The 17,047-nt window shown below is 64.9% G+C and carries 17 protein-coding genes; 6 read left to right on the forward strand and 11 right to left on the reverse strand.

The genetic code is table 11. The features are described from left to right. Window positions 1-2 precede the first annotated feature (2 nt). Genes ASPU41_RS10165 through ASPU41_RS10185 form a run of 5 tightly spaced genes read right to left on the reverse strand, consistent with a single transcriptional unit; the run spans window position 3 to window position 5,527 of the window. Window positions 3-965, reverse strand: a complete 963-nt coding sequence (locus ASPU41_RS10165) for a carbohydrate ABC transporter permease (RefSeq protein WP_069950818.1) — start codon at window positions 963-965, stop codon at window positions 3-5. Continuing rightward, complete coding sequence (locus ASPU41_RS10170) at window positions 962-2,251, reverse strand: ABC transporter substrate-binding protein (protein ID WP_069950819.1); 1,290 nt, start codon at window positions 2,249-2,251, stop codon at window positions 962-964. Before ASPU41_RS10170 ends, ASPU41_RS10165 begins: the two co-directional genes overlap by 4 nt. Before the next feature lie 54 nt (window positions 2,252-2,305). Then, the gene (locus ASPU41_RS10175) at window positions 2,306-3,730 is read right to left on the reverse strand and encodes a hypothetical protein (RefSeq protein ID WP_069950820.1); all 1,425 of its coding nucleotides are present in this window, start codon (window positions 3,728-3,730) and stop codon (window positions 2,306-2,308) included. After that, complete coding sequence (locus tag ASPU41_RS10180) at window positions 3,727-4,611, reverse strand: aldolase (RefSeq protein ID WP_069950821.1); 885 nt, start codon at window positions 4,609-4,611, stop codon at window positions 3,727-3,729. Before ASPU41_RS10180 ends, ASPU41_RS10175 begins: the two co-directional genes overlap by 4 nt. A gap of 16 nt (window positions 4,612-4,627) precedes the next feature. Next, entirely contained in the window at window positions 4,628-5,527 is a 900-nt protein-coding gene (locus ASPU41_RS10185) for a PfkB family carbohydrate kinase (RefSeq protein ID WP_069950822.1), read from the reverse strand. 133 nt (window positions 5,528-5,660) lie between these two features. Here ASPU41_RS10185 and ASPU41_RS10190 point away from each other — a divergent pair, with 133 nt between their 5' ends. Beyond that, window positions 5,661-6,800 carry a Gfo/Idh/MocA family protein gene (locus ASPU41_RS10190; protein ID WP_069950823.1) on the forward strand — a complete coding sequence of 380 codons (1,140 nt, stop codon included), beginning with the start codon at window positions 5,661-5,663 and terminating at the stop codon, window positions 6,798-6,800. Window positions 6,801-6,889: 89 nt separating this feature from the next. After that, window positions 6,890-7,672 carry a DeoR/GlpR family DNA-binding transcription regulator gene (locus ASPU41_RS10195; protein ID WP_069950824.1) on the forward strand — a complete coding sequence of 261 codons (783 nt, stop codon included), beginning with the start codon at window positions 6,890-6,892 and terminating at the stop codon, window positions 7,670-7,672. Window positions 7,673-7,773: 101 nt separating this feature from the next. Here ASPU41_RS10195 and ASPU41_RS10200 read toward each other — a convergent pair whose 3' ends face one another. Beyond that, complete coding sequence (locus ASPU41_RS10200) at window positions 7,774-9,168, reverse strand: phosphomannomutase/phosphoglucomutase (RefSeq protein WP_157357112.1); 1,395 nt, start codon at window positions 9,166-9,168, stop codon at window positions 7,774-7,776. Between the two features lie 734 nt (window positions 9,169-9,902). On the opposite strand from ASPU41_RS10200, the gene ASPU41_RS10210 reads away from it, so the two are divergent. The 4 genes from ASPU41_RS10210 to ASPU41_RS10225 all read left to right on the forward strand — a co-directional run bounded on the left by ASPU41_RS10210 (window position 9,903) and on the right by ASPU41_RS10225 (window position 14,496). Continuing rightward, window positions 9,903-11,567: a Mu transposase C-terminal domain-containing protein gene (locus tag ASPU41_RS10210; protein WP_069950827.1), complete on the forward strand. Its 1,665-nt coding sequence runs from the start codon at window positions 9,903-9,905 to the stop codon at window positions 11,565-11,567. Window positions 11,568-11,685: 118 nt separating this feature from the next. After that, window positions 11,686-12,930 (forward strand): ISL3 family transposase, encoded by a 1,245-nt coding sequence (locus ASPU41_RS10215; protein WP_069949528.1) that lies wholly within the window; start codon window positions 11,686-11,688, stop codon window positions 12,928-12,930. Window positions 12,931-12,967: 37 nt separating this feature from the next. Next, window positions 12,968-13,861, forward strand: a complete 894-nt coding sequence (locus ASPU41_RS10220; protein ID WP_331712751.1) for a TniB family NTP-binding protein — start codon at window positions 12,968-12,970, stop codon at window positions 13,859-13,861. Beyond that, on the forward strand, window positions 13,861-14,496 hold the full coding sequence (locus ASPU41_RS10225; protein WP_069950829.1) for a TniQ family protein: 636 nt from the start codon (window positions 13,861-13,863) through the stop codon (window positions 14,494-14,496). The genes ASPU41_RS10220 and ASPU41_RS10225 overlap by 1 nt, the downstream gene beginning before the upstream one ends. Window positions 14,497-14,617: 121 nt before the next feature. Here the strand turns inward: ASPU41_RS10225 and ASPU41_RS10230 are convergent, their stop codons facing one another. The 5 genes from ASPU41_RS10230 to ASPU41_RS10250 are packed head-to-tail and all read right to left on the reverse strand — an operon-like array spanning window position 14,618 to window position 16,997. Continuing rightward, complete coding sequence (locus tag ASPU41_RS10230) at window positions 14,618-15,238, reverse strand: hypothetical protein (protein WP_069950830.1); 621 nt, start codon at window positions 15,236-15,238, stop codon at window positions 14,618-14,620. Between the two features lie 42 nt (window positions 15,239-15,280). Further along, window positions 15,281-15,862: a DUF6286 domain-containing protein gene (locus ASPU41_RS10235; protein ID WP_069950831.1), complete on the reverse strand. Its 582-nt coding sequence runs from the start codon at window positions 15,860-15,862 to the stop codon at window positions 15,281-15,283. Continuing rightward, on the reverse strand, window positions 15,859-16,254 hold the full coding sequence (locus ASPU41_RS10240) for an Asp23/Gls24 family envelope stress response protein (protein WP_069950832.1): 396 nt from the start codon (window positions 16,252-16,254) through the stop codon (window positions 15,859-15,861). Before ASPU41_RS10240 ends, ASPU41_RS10235 begins: the two co-directional genes overlap by 4 nt. Next, a complete protein-coding gene (locus ASPU41_RS10245; protein ID WP_069950833.1) occupies window positions 16,251-16,430 on the reverse strand; it encodes a hypothetical protein in 180 nt (59 codons plus the stop codon). The genes ASPU41_RS10240 and ASPU41_RS10245 overlap by 4 nt, the downstream gene beginning before the upstream one ends. Window positions 16,431-16,487: 57 nt before the next feature. After that, the gene (locus tag ASPU41_RS10250; protein ID WP_231941042.1) at window positions 16,488-16,997 is read right to left on the reverse strand and encodes an Asp23/Gls24 family envelope stress response protein; all 510 of its coding nucleotides are present in this window, start codon (window positions 16,995-16,997) and stop codon (window positions 16,488-16,490) included. Between the last annotated feature and the right edge of the window lie 50 nt (window positions 16,998-17,047).

The raw sequence follows: 17,047 nt of genomic DNA on the forward strand, positions 1-17,047 counted from the left end.
TGTCATTCCCCCTTCGGGGTGAGGCGGAGCAACCGGCGCTGCAGCCACGTGACCAGGGCAATCATCGCCATGAAGATGATTGACTGGGCGGCGGCATAGCCGAACTCCGAGTTGGCGAAAGTGCTGTAGATACGGGTGGAGAGGATGTCCAGGGACGCTTTCGGCGGATTGCCGGCGATACCGAGGATCAGGTCGAACGCCTTGAACGACTGGACGGTGGAATAGGCCACCACGATGGACGTGGCGGGTGCCACGAACGGCCAGGTGATCGACTTGAACTGTTGCCATTTGCCGGCACCGTCCATCTCCGCCGCTTCGTAGAGTTCCCGCGGGATGGCTTGCAGCCCGGCGATGAAGACGACCATCATCTGCCCTGCGTGGAACCAGACCTGTGTCAATGCCACCCAGTACAGCGCCTGCGCGTTGTTCCCCAGGTAGGAGCCCTGCAGGGCTTCCAGGCCTACGGCCCCGAGTACCGAGTTGGCGAGTCCGAAGTTCGGGTCATAAATGAACTTCCAGATGAACGCCACGGACACGGAGGACAGGATGGTGGGGAAGAAGAACAGGGCGCGGAGCAGGATGCTTCCGCGTGAGTTCTTGGTGAGCAGCAGGGCGAGCAGCAGCGAGAACACTGTCTGCGCCACCACCACCAGCAGCACGAACTTCAGGTTGTTCGTCAGCGCGTTGGTAAACAGCGAATCCTTGGTGAACGCGCGGATGAAGTTGTCCATGCCCACGTAGTTGAACGCGGCGGAGAAGCCGTTCCAGTCCGTGACGGCGTACTGGAAGGCCTGCAGCGTGGGCATCACCAGGAAAAACGAAATGATGGCCACGGCGGGCAGGGGGAAGAGGTAGAGAGCCGGGTTCACCCGGGTGGGTGAACGGCGGCGCGCCTTCGGGTCGGGGGCGCCGGCACGGCTGTCCGGTGCGCTCCTCTTCGCATCCGTTCCGGGGTGGATGCTCATAGCCGTTCGTCAACAATCTTCTGGGCCGCCTCGGCAGCCTGCTCCGGGCTGGTACCGGAGATGACGGCGGTGGCGCTTGCTTCCACGGCGTTGCGCACGTCCAGGTTCTGGAACTGGAACCTGGCGGCCAGCGCCGTCTTCTTCTCCAGCCAGGGGCTCAGCCTCTTCAGGTCGGGGTTGGTGTAGTCCACCTTGTCCACTGACACGTGCTGGGCCGTTTGGTTGGCGTAATAGGCGGCGTTCTCCGGTTCGGAGAGGAAATCGATCCACGCTGCTGCGGCTGCCTGGTTCTTGCTGGCTGAGTTGACGCCCAGGATGAACGTGGCGTTATAAACGCCCTCGTACTTGGCGTTGCCGCCGGTGGAGGTGTTGGGGAACACCAGTTCAATGGGGAACTTGGCGCCCAGTCCCCGGACAGCGGCGATGTGGTAGGAGCCCGTGGCGAGCATCGCGGCCTTGCCCTGGGAAAAGAGGTTCTGCGCCGGCTCCACCGCGGTGCCCGTGGCGTTGGGCTGCAGGTAGGGGACCAGATCCTTGTACTGTCGGAGCATCTTCAGGAACCAGTCGTCCGTGCACTTGAGCTTGCCCTGCTCGATCTGGGCACACATGTCGTCAACGGGGGCATTGTTGGCGATCATGCAGTTGAACAGCTGACCGCCGTTTCCGACGTCGCCGCCGGGCCAGGAGATGGGGATAACACCGGAGGCCGCGAGCTTTTCGCACATCGCCAGGAAGGCGTCCCAGTCCTTGGGCGCGATGTCTGCCCCTGCCTTGTCGAACAGGTCCGCGTTGGCCATGGGCATCGGGAAGACCACCTGGTAGGGGAGGCCAAGCTGGCTGTCCCCGGACTTGCCGGCGGCGAGCAGGCCCGGCTGATAGTTAGACGCCGCCTTGCTGTCCTTCAGATCGGTGTAGATCCCGGCCTCGGTGAAGTTGTTGAACTGGGACCCGCGGAAAGTGGCGAACGCGTCACCGATCGAACCGCCGCGCAGCTTCTGCAGAGCCTGCGCGTTGTAGTCGTTGGAGGTGGAAATGTCCTGGGCGATTTCCACGCCGTTGTGGAGGGCGGCGAAGCGCTTGATCAGTTCGTCGAATACCACCTTGTCCTCACCTCGCCAGTGCGCGAAGGACACCTTGCCTGTGATGTTTCCGGCGGACGGGGCAACGGCGCCGGCGCTGCCGCCCGGTGCCGTGCTGCCACCGGGGCCCGCGCATGCCGCGGCCGTTGCGCCGAAGCCAAGGGCGCCAAAAACAGTGATTGCCTGCCTGCGTGAAATCTGACTCACAATAATCTCCTCGTTGAGTGTTTGCGTTGCCGTGTTGCGGGCTGTTAGGGGGTGTCACCACTCGGTGACAGGGATCCCCAAAAGGTCAGCCGCGGTGCGGAGCTGGGGACGGATGTCCTTCCAAGCCAGGACCGTGTGGTGGGGGAACCCGCCCACCACCAGGGAGTTCACGAACGAACTGGCGTCCACGTCGAGCCGGACTTCCGCGGTGTTGCCCTGGAAGTGGTTGGGCGCGGGGATCGATTCCCCGGCGCCGATGAGCAGCCGCAGCCCGCCACCGCCGTCGTTGTTCTCGGTCAGGCGGGCCATGACCACCGGTCCGGTCTTGAGCGGGAAGTTGCCGGCAACGCCGATTTTCCGGTTGCAGTGGGTGAACTGGGTGGCCTCGGCCGGATCGGCCGCCAAAGCAGTGGCCGCCGAGCCGCAGTGCCAGAGCCGCACGCTGTTGTTGTCCGTGTTCAGGTCCACGGTGTCCACCAGGTAGGTGGGGCCGGAGCCCAGGGACTGCATCATCAGCATGGTGACGGCGCCGTAGACGTCGCGCTCGCAGGCCGTGGGGGTGCCTTCGTCGGCGATGCGCGACAGGGAGGAACAGGGGCAGACCCCGCGCTGGGTGGGGAATTCCGGCCAGCAGCGGACGGCGATCGCGGACAAGTCCTTGGCGGCTCCCCATTCGCGCATCGCGACCGTGGTGGCGGCGGACCGTGCCACCTCGTCCGGGTTCACGGAGTCGAGGCTGGGCTGCGCGGCGCGGGCTGATTTCTGCTCCGCGTCGCACTGGGCGGGGGCCACATCGTCGATCTTGCTGAACATCTCATCGATGCTCAGCTGCTCCACCTGCAGTCCGAAGAGCTTTTCCAGCAGCTCGGGATCAAACTGGCTGGGAGTGAAACCCGGGGGGGCCTCGGACACAAGTCCCAGGCGCTGGCCCTTCATGCCCAGCAGTGACGCGCCCACGGCTTCCTTGTCCTTGGCACGTTCGCCATGCACCGGTGCCAGGGCGGCGCCGGAGGGCAGCGTCCCGTTGATGGCGTTCCGCAGAACCTCCGCCACGGTGGCCTCGTCCGGGTTGCCGTACATCAGCCGGACGCTGCGGCCGGCGCGGACCAGGGCGTGGGCATAGAGGTTGGACCCGCACAGCGAGTTCAGCCAGAGCCTGTCTCCCACCGGTCCCGGTTCGCGGAAGGACCACAGGAGCACCGGCTGGTCCAGCTCCGCATACAGAGCCAGCGCCGGGGAGGCATCGGAGAAGCTGGCGCAGACGTTGACCACCAGGTCGAAGTCCTCCTGCAGGTACGGCAGGGCGGCTTCGATGTCCTCGGGGGTCATGACCAGTTCGCTGGGCCCGAAGACCTCGGCGCCCAGTTCCTCCACCAGGGCCCGGGCGGCCGCGGCGTAGCGGCTGGCGACGTCCACCACGAAGGTGGGCCGCGCCGTCGCGATCATCAGTACGCGCTTCCTGGCGCCGGTGGTGCTCATGCGTTGGTCCGCTGGGAGGCGACGACGTCGTCCACGACGGCGCAGAGGTGCTGCAGCCGCCGCACGGCGTCGGTGGACAAGGAGGCGACGACGTCGGGGGAACCGATGCAGGATGCCCACACTGCACGTCCGGAGAGGAAGCCGCTGGCACCTTCGAGGCAGGCCCACCGGACGGCGTCGGGGAAGACATCCTCGGGGACGCCCGAGGAGAGGACAACCCAGGGGCCGTCGATGGCCCGGGTCAGTTCGGCGCAGGCTGCCCGTACCGCTTCTTCCGGGGCCTGTCCGTGGAATGGCACTTCGGCCTTGTACAGGTCGGCTCCAAGGCTGCCCAGTTCTTTGGCTGCGGCCAGGATGCCTGCGTCCCAGTCGAAATCGTCCCCGGAGAGCGGTTTGCGGGATAAAGGTTCGATGATGCTGATCAGTCCGGCAGACTTGCACAGCTCCACGAACTCGCGGACCATCTGCACCCGGCCCCCGGCAGGCTCATCCGGGCGGTAGAGCACCAGCAGCTTGAGTGCCTTCACGCCCAGGGCGGCATACTTGTGCGGATCAACCAGGCGGTCGATGGTTACCTCGCCCACCAGTTCGCCATGCGCTGATTCGAAGTGGTCGGCTGAAGCGATGAGACCGCAAGAAGGGTCAACCACCCCTGCCTCTATGGCCTGGTCCAGGGCGAACTGCCGGTCGATCAGGACACCGGAGGCGTACGGGCTAAGGATGCGGGCTGCCTCCAGTTTGAAGTCGCGCAGGTCTTCATCAGTGACCGGCTCCACCTGGTGCTCAGCGATCATGTTGCGCATGGCTTCGCGCTGGTCGACGGCGAGCATTGCGAAGGCGCCGGACGGGCGCTGGAGGGGTGAAAGATCTGTGAGGGTCATGGGCTGCTTCTTTCGGCTAGGCGGTGTGGTTTGAGGCAAGAACAGGTGTGATGATTTCGCGCGGGATGGCAGAGCGGCCGTCCAGCCCAGCGCAGGATGCGGAGGCAATACGGCCGGCGAAGGCGGCGGCGTCGACGAGGGGCTGGCCGGCCGCCACAGCGGCGAGCAGTGCGCCGTGAAAGACGTCGCCTGCGCCCAGGGTGGAGACGATATGGGCAGGTGTCGCCGGTACATGGACCGCCTCGCCGTTGGCGGACTTCACCCAGGCCCCGTTCGCGCCGGCAGTGGCGACGACGGCGGTGGCGCCGTCGTCGATCGCTTTCTGGAGCAGCGACTCAACCGGCAGGTCTGCGCCGTACACGGCCTGCAGGCGCTCGACGGTGGGGACGTAGAGGGCCACGCCGCGCGGGCTGAAGTTAGGGATGGGGTTGCCAGCGTCCACGCTGAGGTTCAGGTTGGGGATGCCCGTGACGGCGTTCCAGCCGAGGTGGTCCACATGGACCCACGCTGCGGCGTTGAGCAGTTCCCGGAAGCGTCCGTCCGTGGGGAACTGGACCGGCGGGACCGGCCGGGTGACGATGGCGCGGCTTTCGGAGCGCTTGCTGACGACGATCACGCTGGCACCTGTTTTGACGCCCGGATCGCGGAGGACGGCGGAGGTGTCCACCCCCTCGGCCTGCAGGCCGGCGATGATCCGGTCCCCCTCCTCATCCGTGCCGAGCACCCCGGCGAAGGCGGCTTCAGCTCCGGCGCGGGCGGCGGCGACGGCTGCGGTGGCGGCTGGTCCGCCGCCCGCTGTGGCAAAGTCGGTTGCGATGGTGCGGCTGTCCGCCGCGGGGTAGTCCTGGACCAGGGCAATGGAGTCAAGAGTTGCGCAGCCTACGAATAGCAGGGTTCCGGTTGACGGTTGGGACACGTTCCACCTCGTTGTAGTTCCGGTTGTAATGAAGAAATATACACACGCTATGTTGGAATAACAACACTTTCTGTATAGTTCTGTCTGGGATGCAACGCGATCCCATCCTCAACGTAGAGAAACGGAGCAGCTCATGTCATTGCCCACTGCGGAAGCGGTCAGGACCATTCGTTACGGACTCATAGGCGCCGGCCACATGGCCCGGGAACACGTTCGCAACCTTGCTTTGATCCCCGGAAGCCTGATTACCGCGGTTTCGGATCCCCAGCCGTCCTCCCTCGAGGAGACCGTGGCGGAGATCGGCTATGAGGTGACGACGTTTCCGGACCACCGTGAACTCCTGGTCTCAGGCCTGGTTGATGCGCTGGTCATCGCAAGCCCGAACGACACGCACCTGGACATCCTGAAGGACATCTTCTCTAACCAGATGAAGCTCCCCGTGCTGGTGGAGAAGCCGGTCTGCACCACGGCCGCACAGGCTGACGAACTCGAGTCCCTCGCCGCGGGCTACTCCGCCCCTGTCTGGGTGGCCATGGAGTACCGCTACATGCCTCCGGTGCAGGAGCTCATCCAGGCCGCCCACGGCGGCAAGCTGGGCAACGTGTTTATGCTGTCCATCGTGGAGCACCGGTTCCCTTTCCTGCACAAAGTGGATGCGTGGAACCGCTTCAACGAGCGCACGGGCGGAACCCTGGTGGAGAAGTGCTGCCACTTCTTCGACCTGATGAGGCTGATCCTCCAGGACGAGCCCACCCGCATCTATGCAAGCGGCGGCCACGACGTCAACCACATGGACGAGCTGTACGAAGGCCGGGTGTCGGACATGATCGACAACGCCTACGTTGTGGTGGACTTCAAGAGCGGCCGGCGGGCCATGCTGGAGCTGTCCATGTTCGCCGAAGGATCCAAGTTCCAGGAGCGGATCTCCATCGTGGGCGATGCCGCCAAGATCGAGTGCCTTATCCCCGTCGCGGCCAGCCACTGGATCGAGGGCGATGAATCCGAAGCTGTGGTGGAATTCAGCCCCCGCTCACCGCTGGGCCCCGAAACACACGAGGTCCCGGTTGATGAAGCGGTGCTGGCAGCAGGCGCCCACCACGGCTCCACCTACTATGAGCACCTTGGCTACCGCAAAGCCATCCTGGGGGAGGGCCCGGTGGAGGTCACGGTTGCGGACGGACTGCAGTCGGTGCGCATGGGCCTCGCGGCCGAGCGCTCCATCATTGAAGGACGCCCGGTTGAGCTGCTGAGCGCCAACAGCGCCGTCAGCTGATACGTAAGTTCACAAAGTACATTTGAGCGTGGAATGAAAATCCCCGCCAGGCCAGATCGTCCGGTCAAGGGACGCAGGGAGAAGGGGACATGAGCATCTCAAGTGAAGAGGCGCCGCTGACGCCCCGACAGCGCACCATACTGGATGAATTGGAGCGGCGGGGGTTCATCTCCACCACCGACCTTGCCCAGACATTTTCAGTGTCGGACATGACGGTACGCCGGGACACCCGCCAGCTCTCGCAGCGCGGGCTGGTCCGGGTGGTGCACGGTGGGGTGAGTGCGGTCGACGGGGCCGGCCAGAACGCTGATTTTGCCGCGAGGGTCCGTGAGGACGCGGACGGCAAGCAGCGGGTGGCACGTGCCTGCGTCTCCCTCATCGGGGAGCGCGACGCCATCATCCTCGATGCCGGCACGACAACGTACCAGATCGCGCAGGAGCTCCCCGCGCTGTTCGCGGGCACCATCATCACGCATTCGGCCCCGGCCATCCAGCGGTGCCTGCAGCTCACGTCGGCGCGGACCATTTGTCTTGGCGGGGAGCTGCTTCTGGACAGCCAGGCGTTTAACGGGGACATGACAGTTGCGGCCGTGGCGGGGCTCCGGGCAAAAACCGCGTTCATCGGGGTGAGCGGGATCCACGACGAGGGGTTCTACATCGAGCGGGATGTGGAACGGGCCACCAAGCTGGCGCTGATGAACTCCGCCGAGCAAGTGGTGGTGGTGGCGACCCGGCAGAAGATGCTCCGGTACGCGTTGGCGCGGCTCGCCGCCTTTGAAGCGGTCGATGTTCTCGTGACGGACGCTCCGCCGCCGCGGGAAATTGAAGCTGCGCTGCGGGCCGCGTCCGTCAACGTGATCGTGGCGCGGTGACGGCCGGGACGTAGTGAAGTCGCTTCGACAGCGCTCGCTGGTGCTGCGCAAAAGGGTGCCGGGCCTCAACGGCCCGGCACCCTTTATTGTGGTTCGTGGCCTTAGCGGCGGATTAGTTCCAGGACGCTGTCCCGCACTCGCTGCATGGTTGCCGCGTCCTTGCCTTCGACATTCAGCCGCAGCAGCGCTTCAGTGTTGGAGGCGCGAACGTTGAACCACCAGTCGCCTGTTTTGGAGGAAATGCTCAGGCCGTCGAGCTGATCCACGACGACGCCGCCGAGACTTTCGAAGCTGGCGTGGACCCGGGCGACGGTGCTGGCGACGCCTTCCACGGAGGAATTGATTTCCCCGCTGGCCGTGTACGGCTCGAATTCCCGGCCGAGTTCAGAGAGCGGCACCGCCTGCTCACCCAGGGCGGCGAGCACATGCATCGCGGCCAGCATCCCGGTATCGGCGTTGTAGAAGTCGCGGAAGTAGTAGTGGGCCGAATGCTCGCCGCCGAACACGGCGCCTTCCGCGGCCATCCGGGCCTTGATAAAGGAGTGCCCGACCCGGGTGCGCACCGGACGCCCGCCGGCGGCCTTGATGAACTCGGGTACAGCCTTTGAGGTGATCAGGTTGTGAATGATGGCTGGTTCCGCCGCGCCGGCGGTTCTTGCACGTGCAATCTCGCGGACGGCGATCAGCGACGTGATGGCGGACGGCGTCAGCGGCTGGCCTTTCTCGTCGACCACAAAGCAGCGGTCCGCGTCTCCGTCAAAGGCCAGGCCGAGGTCCGCGCCGTGTTCGACGACGGCGGCCTGCAGGTCGCGGAGGTTATCCGGGTCCAGGGGGTTTGCCGGATGGTTGGGAAAAGTGCCGTCCAGCTCGAAGTACAGAGGCACCACTGTGAGGGGCAACGCCGGGAGGATCTGGTCCCCGAGTACTGCCGGGACAGTCAGCCCGGCCATGCCGTTGCCGGCGTCCACCACGACTTTGAGGGGGCGGATGCTGCCGAGGTCCACCAGGGAGCGAAGCTTTTCCGCATAGCCATTCAGTATGTCGAATGCCGAAGTGCTCCCCGGCGCTCCGTCTTCCGGAATTCCCTCGGTGAGGTACTGCTGGGCCAGGTCCCTGATCTCATTGAGTCCGGTTTCGGAGGAGACCGGGACGGCTCCGGCCTGGGCCATCTTGATCCCGTTGTATTCGGCAGGATTGTGGCTTGCGGTGAAAATGGCGCCGGCTGCATCAAATGCGCCGCACGCGAAGTAGAGCTCGTCGGTGGAGATTAGACCAAGGTCCCTGACGTCGGCGCCGCGCTTTGTGGCTCCGGCGGCGAAGGCCGCTGTGAAGGCGGGGGAGGACGGCCGCATGTCCCCGCCGCAGAAGATTGACTGTCCGCGGAGTCCCAGCACGTCAACGAAGGCCGCTCCCACAGCCTCGCAGCTCTCCGCTGTGATGCTCTCCCCGACGATGCCCCGCACGTCGTAGGCTTTGAATGACGCTGACATGTCCATGGCGCTCCCCGCGGTTGCTAATGCAAACATAAAATGTTGGATAAACAACATCAGTTTAGCCGGGGAGGTTGTGGGGGCGCGAATCGCCGGGGGCCGGCGCCACGGAGACCTCGGTGCCCGGCGGGCTCTGTCCACGTTCCCGTTGCGCTATCACGTATGGGCCTTCTGAGCGCTGAGAACAGCTAAAAGTGATAGCGCAACGGGTGTCCCGTCTTGCCGGTCGGCTCAGCCGCGCAGCACCCACGCCGCATTGTCCGGCTGCAGCCAGCCGTCCTCCGCCAGGGGTGCGGCACTGAGCAGCACGGATCCGGCCGGCAATTGCACCGGTTCAGTGCCCATGGCGACGGCGACGAAGAAGCCGGCGCTGCGTTCGCAGATCAGCAGGTTCCCTGCCTCGATCCGCCAGGTGCCGCCGTCGTCCGGGCCGAAGACCTCGTTCTTCCACAGCAGCCGGCGCAGTTCCAGCGCCTTGGTGACCAGCGCCAGCCGGGACTCCGGGTCCTGCTGCTGGCGTTCGATCGCGTGCGCGCCCCAGCCCGCGGGCTGCGGGAGCCACGGCCCTGATGTCGTTTTTCGAAGTCGTCTGCACTGGCATTCGCGGTAGCCCGAGGGTTGTGCAGACGGGTTTGAACACGCGTTTGTTCAAACCCGCCTGCACAAAAGGCATTCTGTCTCAAAGCCGTCTGCACTACCTTTAACTATGGCTTTGAGGCGCCTGCACCGTCGTTACCGGCATGACTGACGAGGAACCGCCGATCGTTGAGCGTGGCCTGCTGGCCATGTCCGATTCGGAGTGGGATGAGGCAGTGCGACAGGCTGCGGTGATTGCTCCCTTGGCTGCGTCGGATGTTGTCGGGCGGGGGGCAGTCAATGATGCTGCCACGCTGCTGGGTGTGTCGCATCGGCAGGTTTACGTGCTGATCGACCGGTACAGGCGCGGCACCGGCAGAGTCACGGATCTGCTTCCTGGCCGATCGGGGGGCGGCCGCGGAGGGGGCCGTCTGACGCCACCGGTGGAAGCGGTGATCGACGGGCTGATCCGCAAGCGCTATCTGAAGCGGCAGAAGCTCTCCCTGGCGGTGGTTCACCGTGACATCGTCCGCGCGTGCACGGAGGAGGGATTGCCTGCCCCGTCGCGAAGTACTGTTGCCCGCCGCGTCGCTGAATTGCATCCAACGACCGTCGCCCGCCGTCGGGAAGGCGCGGACGCGGCCCGTCCGCTGCCGTCGGCCGGAGGTATCGTTCCGGAAATCTCTGCCCCGTTGGAACAGGTCCAGATCGATCACACCGTGATTGATCTGGTCATCGTGGACGAGCGTGATCGACAACCAGTCGGCCGCCCGTATCTGACCGCGGCCATCGACGTTTACAGCCGCTGCCTGGTCGGCATGGTGGTCACTCTTGAGCCCCCATCGGCAGTTTCCGTCGGGCTCTGCCTGGCCCACGTGTGCAGCGACAAGCGTCCGTGGCTGGAGGGCTTGGGGATTGGAGGGGACTGGCCGATGAGCGGCAAACCGCGGCTGCTGTACCTGGATAACGCGTCCGAATTCAAGAGTGAGGCCCTGCGCCGCGGCTGCGAACAGCACGGTATACAACTGGACTACCGACCCCTGGGGCGGCCGCACTACGGCGGCATTGTGGAGCGGGTGATCGGCACGGTCATGGCGCAGATCCATGAACTCCCTGGGACGACGTTCTCCAATCCCGTGGAACGACGAACCTATGATTCGGAGAAGACTGCCGCATTGACGTTGAATGAGCTGGAGCGATGGCTGGCCCTGGCTGTGGTTTCCTATCACGGCAGCATCCATAGCGGCCTGGCCCAGACACCTGCCGCACGCTGGGATCAGGGCATCACCGAATCCGGGAAACCGCCGGTGGTCACCAGCCCCACGGCGTTTCTGGTGGACTTCCTGCCGGTGCTCCGCCGCAAGCTCGGACGCACCGGTTTCGTCATCGATCACGTGCACTACTTCGCTAACGTGCTCAAGCCCTGGATCGCCCGGCGGGACCGGTTGGAGCGGTTTGTCATCCGTCGGGATCCTCGTGACATCAGCAGGATCTGGGTGCTGGACCCGGAGGGCAACAACTACGTTGAAGTCCCGTACCGGACCCTGTCGAATCCTGCGGTGACACTGTGGGAACACCGCCAGGCCGTAGCGCGGCTGCGCGAGCAGGGGCGTGCGCAGGTCAACGAGCAGGAGCTGTTCCGCATGATCGGACAGATGCGTGAGATCGCCAGCACCGCGCAGCGCGATACCCGGCGGTCGCGCAGGGATCGGGAGCGCCGGAGCCAGCTGAAATCCGGGCACAATCTCAATGTTTTGAAACCGCCGCGGGACGGGATGGCCGGCGATTCTCCGCCGGCCGCGCCGTTTGATGACATCGAGGAGTGGTAGCTGTGGATGAATATCCGGCTCTCCTGACGTAAGTGTGGGTCAGGGTTTGCGTGTTATGAGGCATGGGTAGCCCGGTAGATTTGGGAGTTCTCACACTGTCCAAATTTCGGAGCTACCCATGCGTGCTACTACTCTACTCAACGGCGTCTTGAATCTGGCCGGGGTCCGGGTTGTTGACGTTGATCCTGGCGCCGGGGGTCCGCTGCTGGTGCGGGTGGCGTTGAAGGCCCGCAAGCGCCTGGACTGCCCGCACTGCAGCTACTCAACGATGGCCGGGTATGACACCCGGTGGGCGGAATCGTCGTGGCGGCATCTGGATTTCGCCGGCAGGGTCCTGGTGCTCACAATGCTCCGCCGGCGGCTGGTCTGCCCCAGCCACGGCGTCGTGGTGCAGGGCGTGCCGTTCGCCCGGCCCGGCTCCCGGTTCAGCACGGAATTTGAGGACATGATCGCCTGGCTGGTCACCCGTGCGGACAAGACCACGGTGTCCACCTTCGCCCGGATAGCGTGGCGGACCGTCGGGGCGATCTGTGAACGCGTCGTGGCCGAACAACTCGATGAGAGCCGCTTCGAAGGCCTGGTCAATATCGGCGTGGATGAGATTTCCTGGCGCAAACACCACCGCTACCTGACCCTCGTCTCGGACCACGCCACCTCGAAGATCGTCTGGGGCGCACCGGGAAAGAACGCGGCGACACTGGATGGATTCTTCAAGGAGATCGGACCGGTGAACACGGCGGCGATAGAGGCCGTCAGCATGGACATGGGCCCGGCTTTTGCCAAGTCCGTGAAGACCAACGCACCCGGCGCGGTCATCTGCTACGACCCGTTCCACGTCATCCAGGTCGCCACCAACGCGCTGGAAGCCTTCCGCCGTTCCATCTGGCAACGGACCCGTGAGCTGCCCGATCAGGACATCGCGAAGAAGTTCAAAGGAACCCGCTGGGTGCTGCTGAAAAACCCGCAGAACCTCACCGAAAAACAACAAGCCACCCTGGCCGGGCTCGAACGCACCGGAGGGCTGCTCTGGGACGCCTACCAGCTCAAGGAATCCCTCCGGGAGGTCTTCGCCGGCGACCTCAACCCCGATGACGTGATGGAGATGATCACCACCTGGTGCGACCTCGCCGCCAAATCCAACATCCGCGAGTTCGCCAGGGCCGCCGCCACGATCCGATCCCACACCCAAGGGATCCACGCAGCAGTCACCAGGAAACTCTCCAACGGCCGCCACGAAGGACTGAACAACAAGATCCGCACCATGACCCGCAGATCCTACGGATTCCACACCCCCGAAGCCGCCCTCGCCCTGATCATGCTCGCCTGCGGACCCGTCGAAATCAAACTCCCATACCAGACATAACCGAACCCACATTCACGTCAGGAGAGCCGAATATCCTTTGGAGGACCTGTCCCATCTCCAGGACTCCGCACGGGAAACAGCACGGTTGCCGGGGCCGGAACGGACCCAGCGGATCCGTGCCGACCGATGGATCGGCTACCCCCGCGCCCAGGAAGCCCTCGCCCGGCTCCAGACCCTTTACGAGTGGCCGGTCAGGCAGCGCATGCCCAACCTGTTGCTGGTCGGGCCGACCAACAACGGCAAGTCAATGATCATCGAAAAATTCCGGCGCCGGCATCCATTAGTTCCCGGACCCGACCGGGAACAGATCCCGGTGCTCAGCGTGCAGATGCCCTCCGATCCCTCCGTCGCCCGCTTCTACGCCGCGTTATTGGCGGCAACGGGGGCTCCCGTCCAACCGCGCCAGCGGCTGGCCGAACTCGAACGGTTAGCCGTGTTCCTGCTGCGCGAGGTCGGGGTGCGGATTCTGGTGATTGACGAACTGCATAACGTGCTGGCAGGGCGGGAGAGCGGCCGCCGGGAGTTCCTGAACCTGCTGCGCTTCCTGGGAAACGAACTGCGGATCCCCCTGGTAGGGGTCGGAACCCGGGAGGCGTACCTGGCCATCCGCTCCGATGACCAGCTCGAGAACAGGTTTGAGCCCATGACCCTGCCCTTATGGGAGGTCAACACCGACCTGTTGTCCCTGCTCGCCAGCTTCGCGTCATCCTTCCCGCTACGCCAGCGCTCGGATCTGGCCACCGAGGATATGGCCCGCTACCTGCTCACCCGCAGCGAAGGGACCATCGGCGAACTGACCATGCTGCTCACCGAGGCAGCCGTGGCGGCCATAGACAGCGGCGAGGAATCCATCAACCACCGGACGCTGACCCTGGCAAGCTACGACGGTCCCGCTGCCCGGCGCCGTAAGTTCGAACGCGAACTGATGTGATGCCCCCGCCGCGCTGGCCCCTGCACCCGGCCCCCGCAGAGGCCGAGGCACTGTCCTCCTGGCTGAACCGGCTGGCCGGCACCTACCGGATGGACACCTCCGCGCTCCTGGAGCACGGGCTGGGCCAAGGAAGAATCCAGGACCGGCAACTCGACGAGAACCCACCGGCCACTCTGCTGACGGAACTGGCCAGGTGCAGCGGCGTCGGCCGGGAACTGCCACTCATGCTGAGCTGTCCGCGGCACGGCCGCCGCATCGAAACCTACGAAGGCCTGCCCCCGGACTACCTGCGTTGGACCTCAGCGACCTCTGACCCGCCCTCGACCCGGGACGCAGTCACACTCATGGACCGGCGTACCTGGCAGGCAATAACGACAGGATCAGTAGACCTGCCCCGCCGCCGCGTTCACGCAGGCATCTGGTTCCGGCTCCTGCGCACCCTACTGGACGAGCTCTCAACCGCCCAAGGACGATACGGGCGGCAGTTGGCAGAGGTCCGCCTTGTCTGGGAGTACTGCGGTCACCCGTTTCGGGCAGGCATGCATGCTTGGCGCCCGTTCGAGAACCTGCACTGGGAGAAGCAAAAGCAACTGCTCGAAGCAGCCGCCGCCGGGGAAAAGCTCATCTCCCGGTAGACGCCCACGTAGGCCCGATCGTTGGCTGCGCGCCGTCCCACCGTGTCCGGTGGTGCTGCTTCTGTCATGGATTTGGAACGATCTCGCCGGCACTGGTCGTATTCGTCGACGTGACGTGTTCCTAGTAGATGACGGTGCCGGTGGTCGCCACAGTGGTGCCGGAAATGGCGTTGCGGCCGCTGACCTCGAGCTGGATTCCTGTCCGCTGCAGCGGTGTCTCCAGGGCCGTGGATAGGTCCGGAATGACCCTGGTGTTGATCCTGTGGAGGACGTCCTGGATGTCGGCGCGGTTGGAAACCGTGACTTTCATTGTGAGATCCGGTTCCATGGCGGTGCCGCGCAGCAGCGCCGAGGAACCCACAACTCCGGGAAGGGTATTGATCTGGTTTTCCACCGCGGAGCCCAGCACCGAGGCTTCACACAGCGTGGTTCCGGAGGCGGGGTCCTGATGCAGCCGGTACCTGTCGGCGGGATTCCTTCGTGGAATCTGTGCCAGGATCCACAACAACCCCAGGGCGCCCATGAGAACCCCGGCCACCAGGACAATGGCCGTAACATACGCGGGCCCGAAGGCAGTGTGCAGGTCCCCTGTCACGACGGGGCCCTCTGCAGCCACAGTTGCGGGGTTCATGGCGTGCAGCGTTCCGCTGGCGACCAGCAGTATCAGGACGCCGCAGGCCAGGGCGAGAATGCCAAGGATGGCCAGCCAGGTGCGGTTCAGCGCTCCGGCGTGTTGTCGCATGGGGTGCCTTCTTTCCGGAGTGCGGGAGGATGGTTGCCGCGGTCATTCCCTGGACCGGACGGACGCGGTGACCTTTGGGACCGGGTTGAGCCCGGTACCGGCCAGTTGTTCCCTGACCACGGCAATGACACGCCCGCGCAGCTCCCCTGTTTCGTGCAGAGCCGTGGTCACGTTCAGGTGGACTGCGCGGGCCGAGGCCGTGGCCGATGCTGAACGGACGCCGTCGACGAGTTCACAGTGCGCCGCCGCGTACCGCGCCACGGCCCGCCGCGTCATGACTATCTCGTGCGCGCCCGCCACAGGCACTTGCCCCCCGTCCTCGGGCGCCTGCAGACGCAAGGCGTTAAAGCGGCCCGGAACCAGTGCCGCCGCCAGCAGGACGGCTCCCACGACCGCCGCCGCAGCCCCCACGGCCCAGACTCCCGGATCGTTCCAGGTCAAACCGCTCAGCCAGTCCCGGGGGCCGGCCAGATACACCGGCCACGAACCCGTGACCAGCCGGGCCACTGCCGCCCACACCAGTGCCACGCCGGCGGCCAGAAGCAGCGTTCCCAGGATCAGGGCAGGAACAGCCCGGCTGGGACGGTGCCGCAGGGGTGTGGCTTTCCCATCGTGCCGGCTCATAACAGCCTCCGGCGGCCGGTGGTTTCATCGGCCGGTTTCAGCCAGGACACTGTGATGTCGATCTGGCGGACCTCCACACCGGTCAGGGCGTTGACGCGTTCGCTGATCCGGCGCCGCAGCTGTTCGGTCACCTGGCGCAGCGGTACCGGGTAAAGCAGCCCTATTTCAACGCTGAGCACGGCAATATTGCCTGCCAGCTCCACCGTGACTTTGGGCCGGGCGGAAAAGTCCGAATGTGCTCCGATGCCCAGGAACCCTCCGGAGGACCCGCCGGCAAAGGACTCTTCGCTCGCGACCTGACTGGCGATCTTCTCCACCACCTTCCGGTCAAGGACGGTGCGCCCCCGCGAATCCAGGTCCCGGGAGCCGGCAGGTGCTGCGGGAGTATTCATCGGCTGGATGCTTTGCCGAACAGTGCCTGCAGATCCAGTTTCCCTTCCGCAATACGGCCCACCACCAGCCCGATCAGACCAAAGAGGAGCACTGTCACCAGGGCTGTAAAACCTCCGAAGGCCAAAACGATTCCTAATACCAGACCGACTGCCAGACACCATCGTGTAGTGGACATGCGGCGCTCCTTCCAAATCGGTTACCGCCCGACAACGGGGCGGAGTGGGTGAGGTGGTTACTCCAGAGGCTTCCTGGCGTCCTCTTCGGGCCGCTCATCCTCGGGCAGATGAACATCGGTGACGTTGACGTTCACTTCCAGCACCTCCAGGCCGGTTGCGCGCTCCACTGACTGGATGACATTGCGCCGGATACCCTGGCTTACCTCGACAATGGACGTTCCGTACTCGACGACGATGCTCAAGTCGATGGCGGTCTGGCGTTCGCCCTTTTCCACGCTCACACCGCCGCTGACATTCGTCTGGGAACCGGGAATGCGCTCGGTCATCGCGCCGAACGCGCGCCGGGCAGCACTGCCCATCGCATACACGCCGGGAACCTCACGCGTGGCCATGCCTGCCAGCTTCTGAACCACGGTTTCCTCAATGGTGGTATCCCCCCGGTCCGTGTGCAGCAGGTCAGTGCTGCGGCGCGACTCACGCGACTCAGCCGGGGCGTTCCGCTTCTGCTCCTCCTGGGTTGCCACCATGCCTCCGGACTTTCCTGGGAGCTGCGGGGCTTCTGTCACGGGAACCATCTCCTCAATCAACCGATGTGATTTTGCCTACATGGTTAAAG

This window comes from Arthrobacter sp. U41, assembly GCF_001750145.1.
GTDB lineage: Bacteria > Actinomycetota > Actinomycetes > Actinomycetales > Micrococcaceae > Arthrobacter.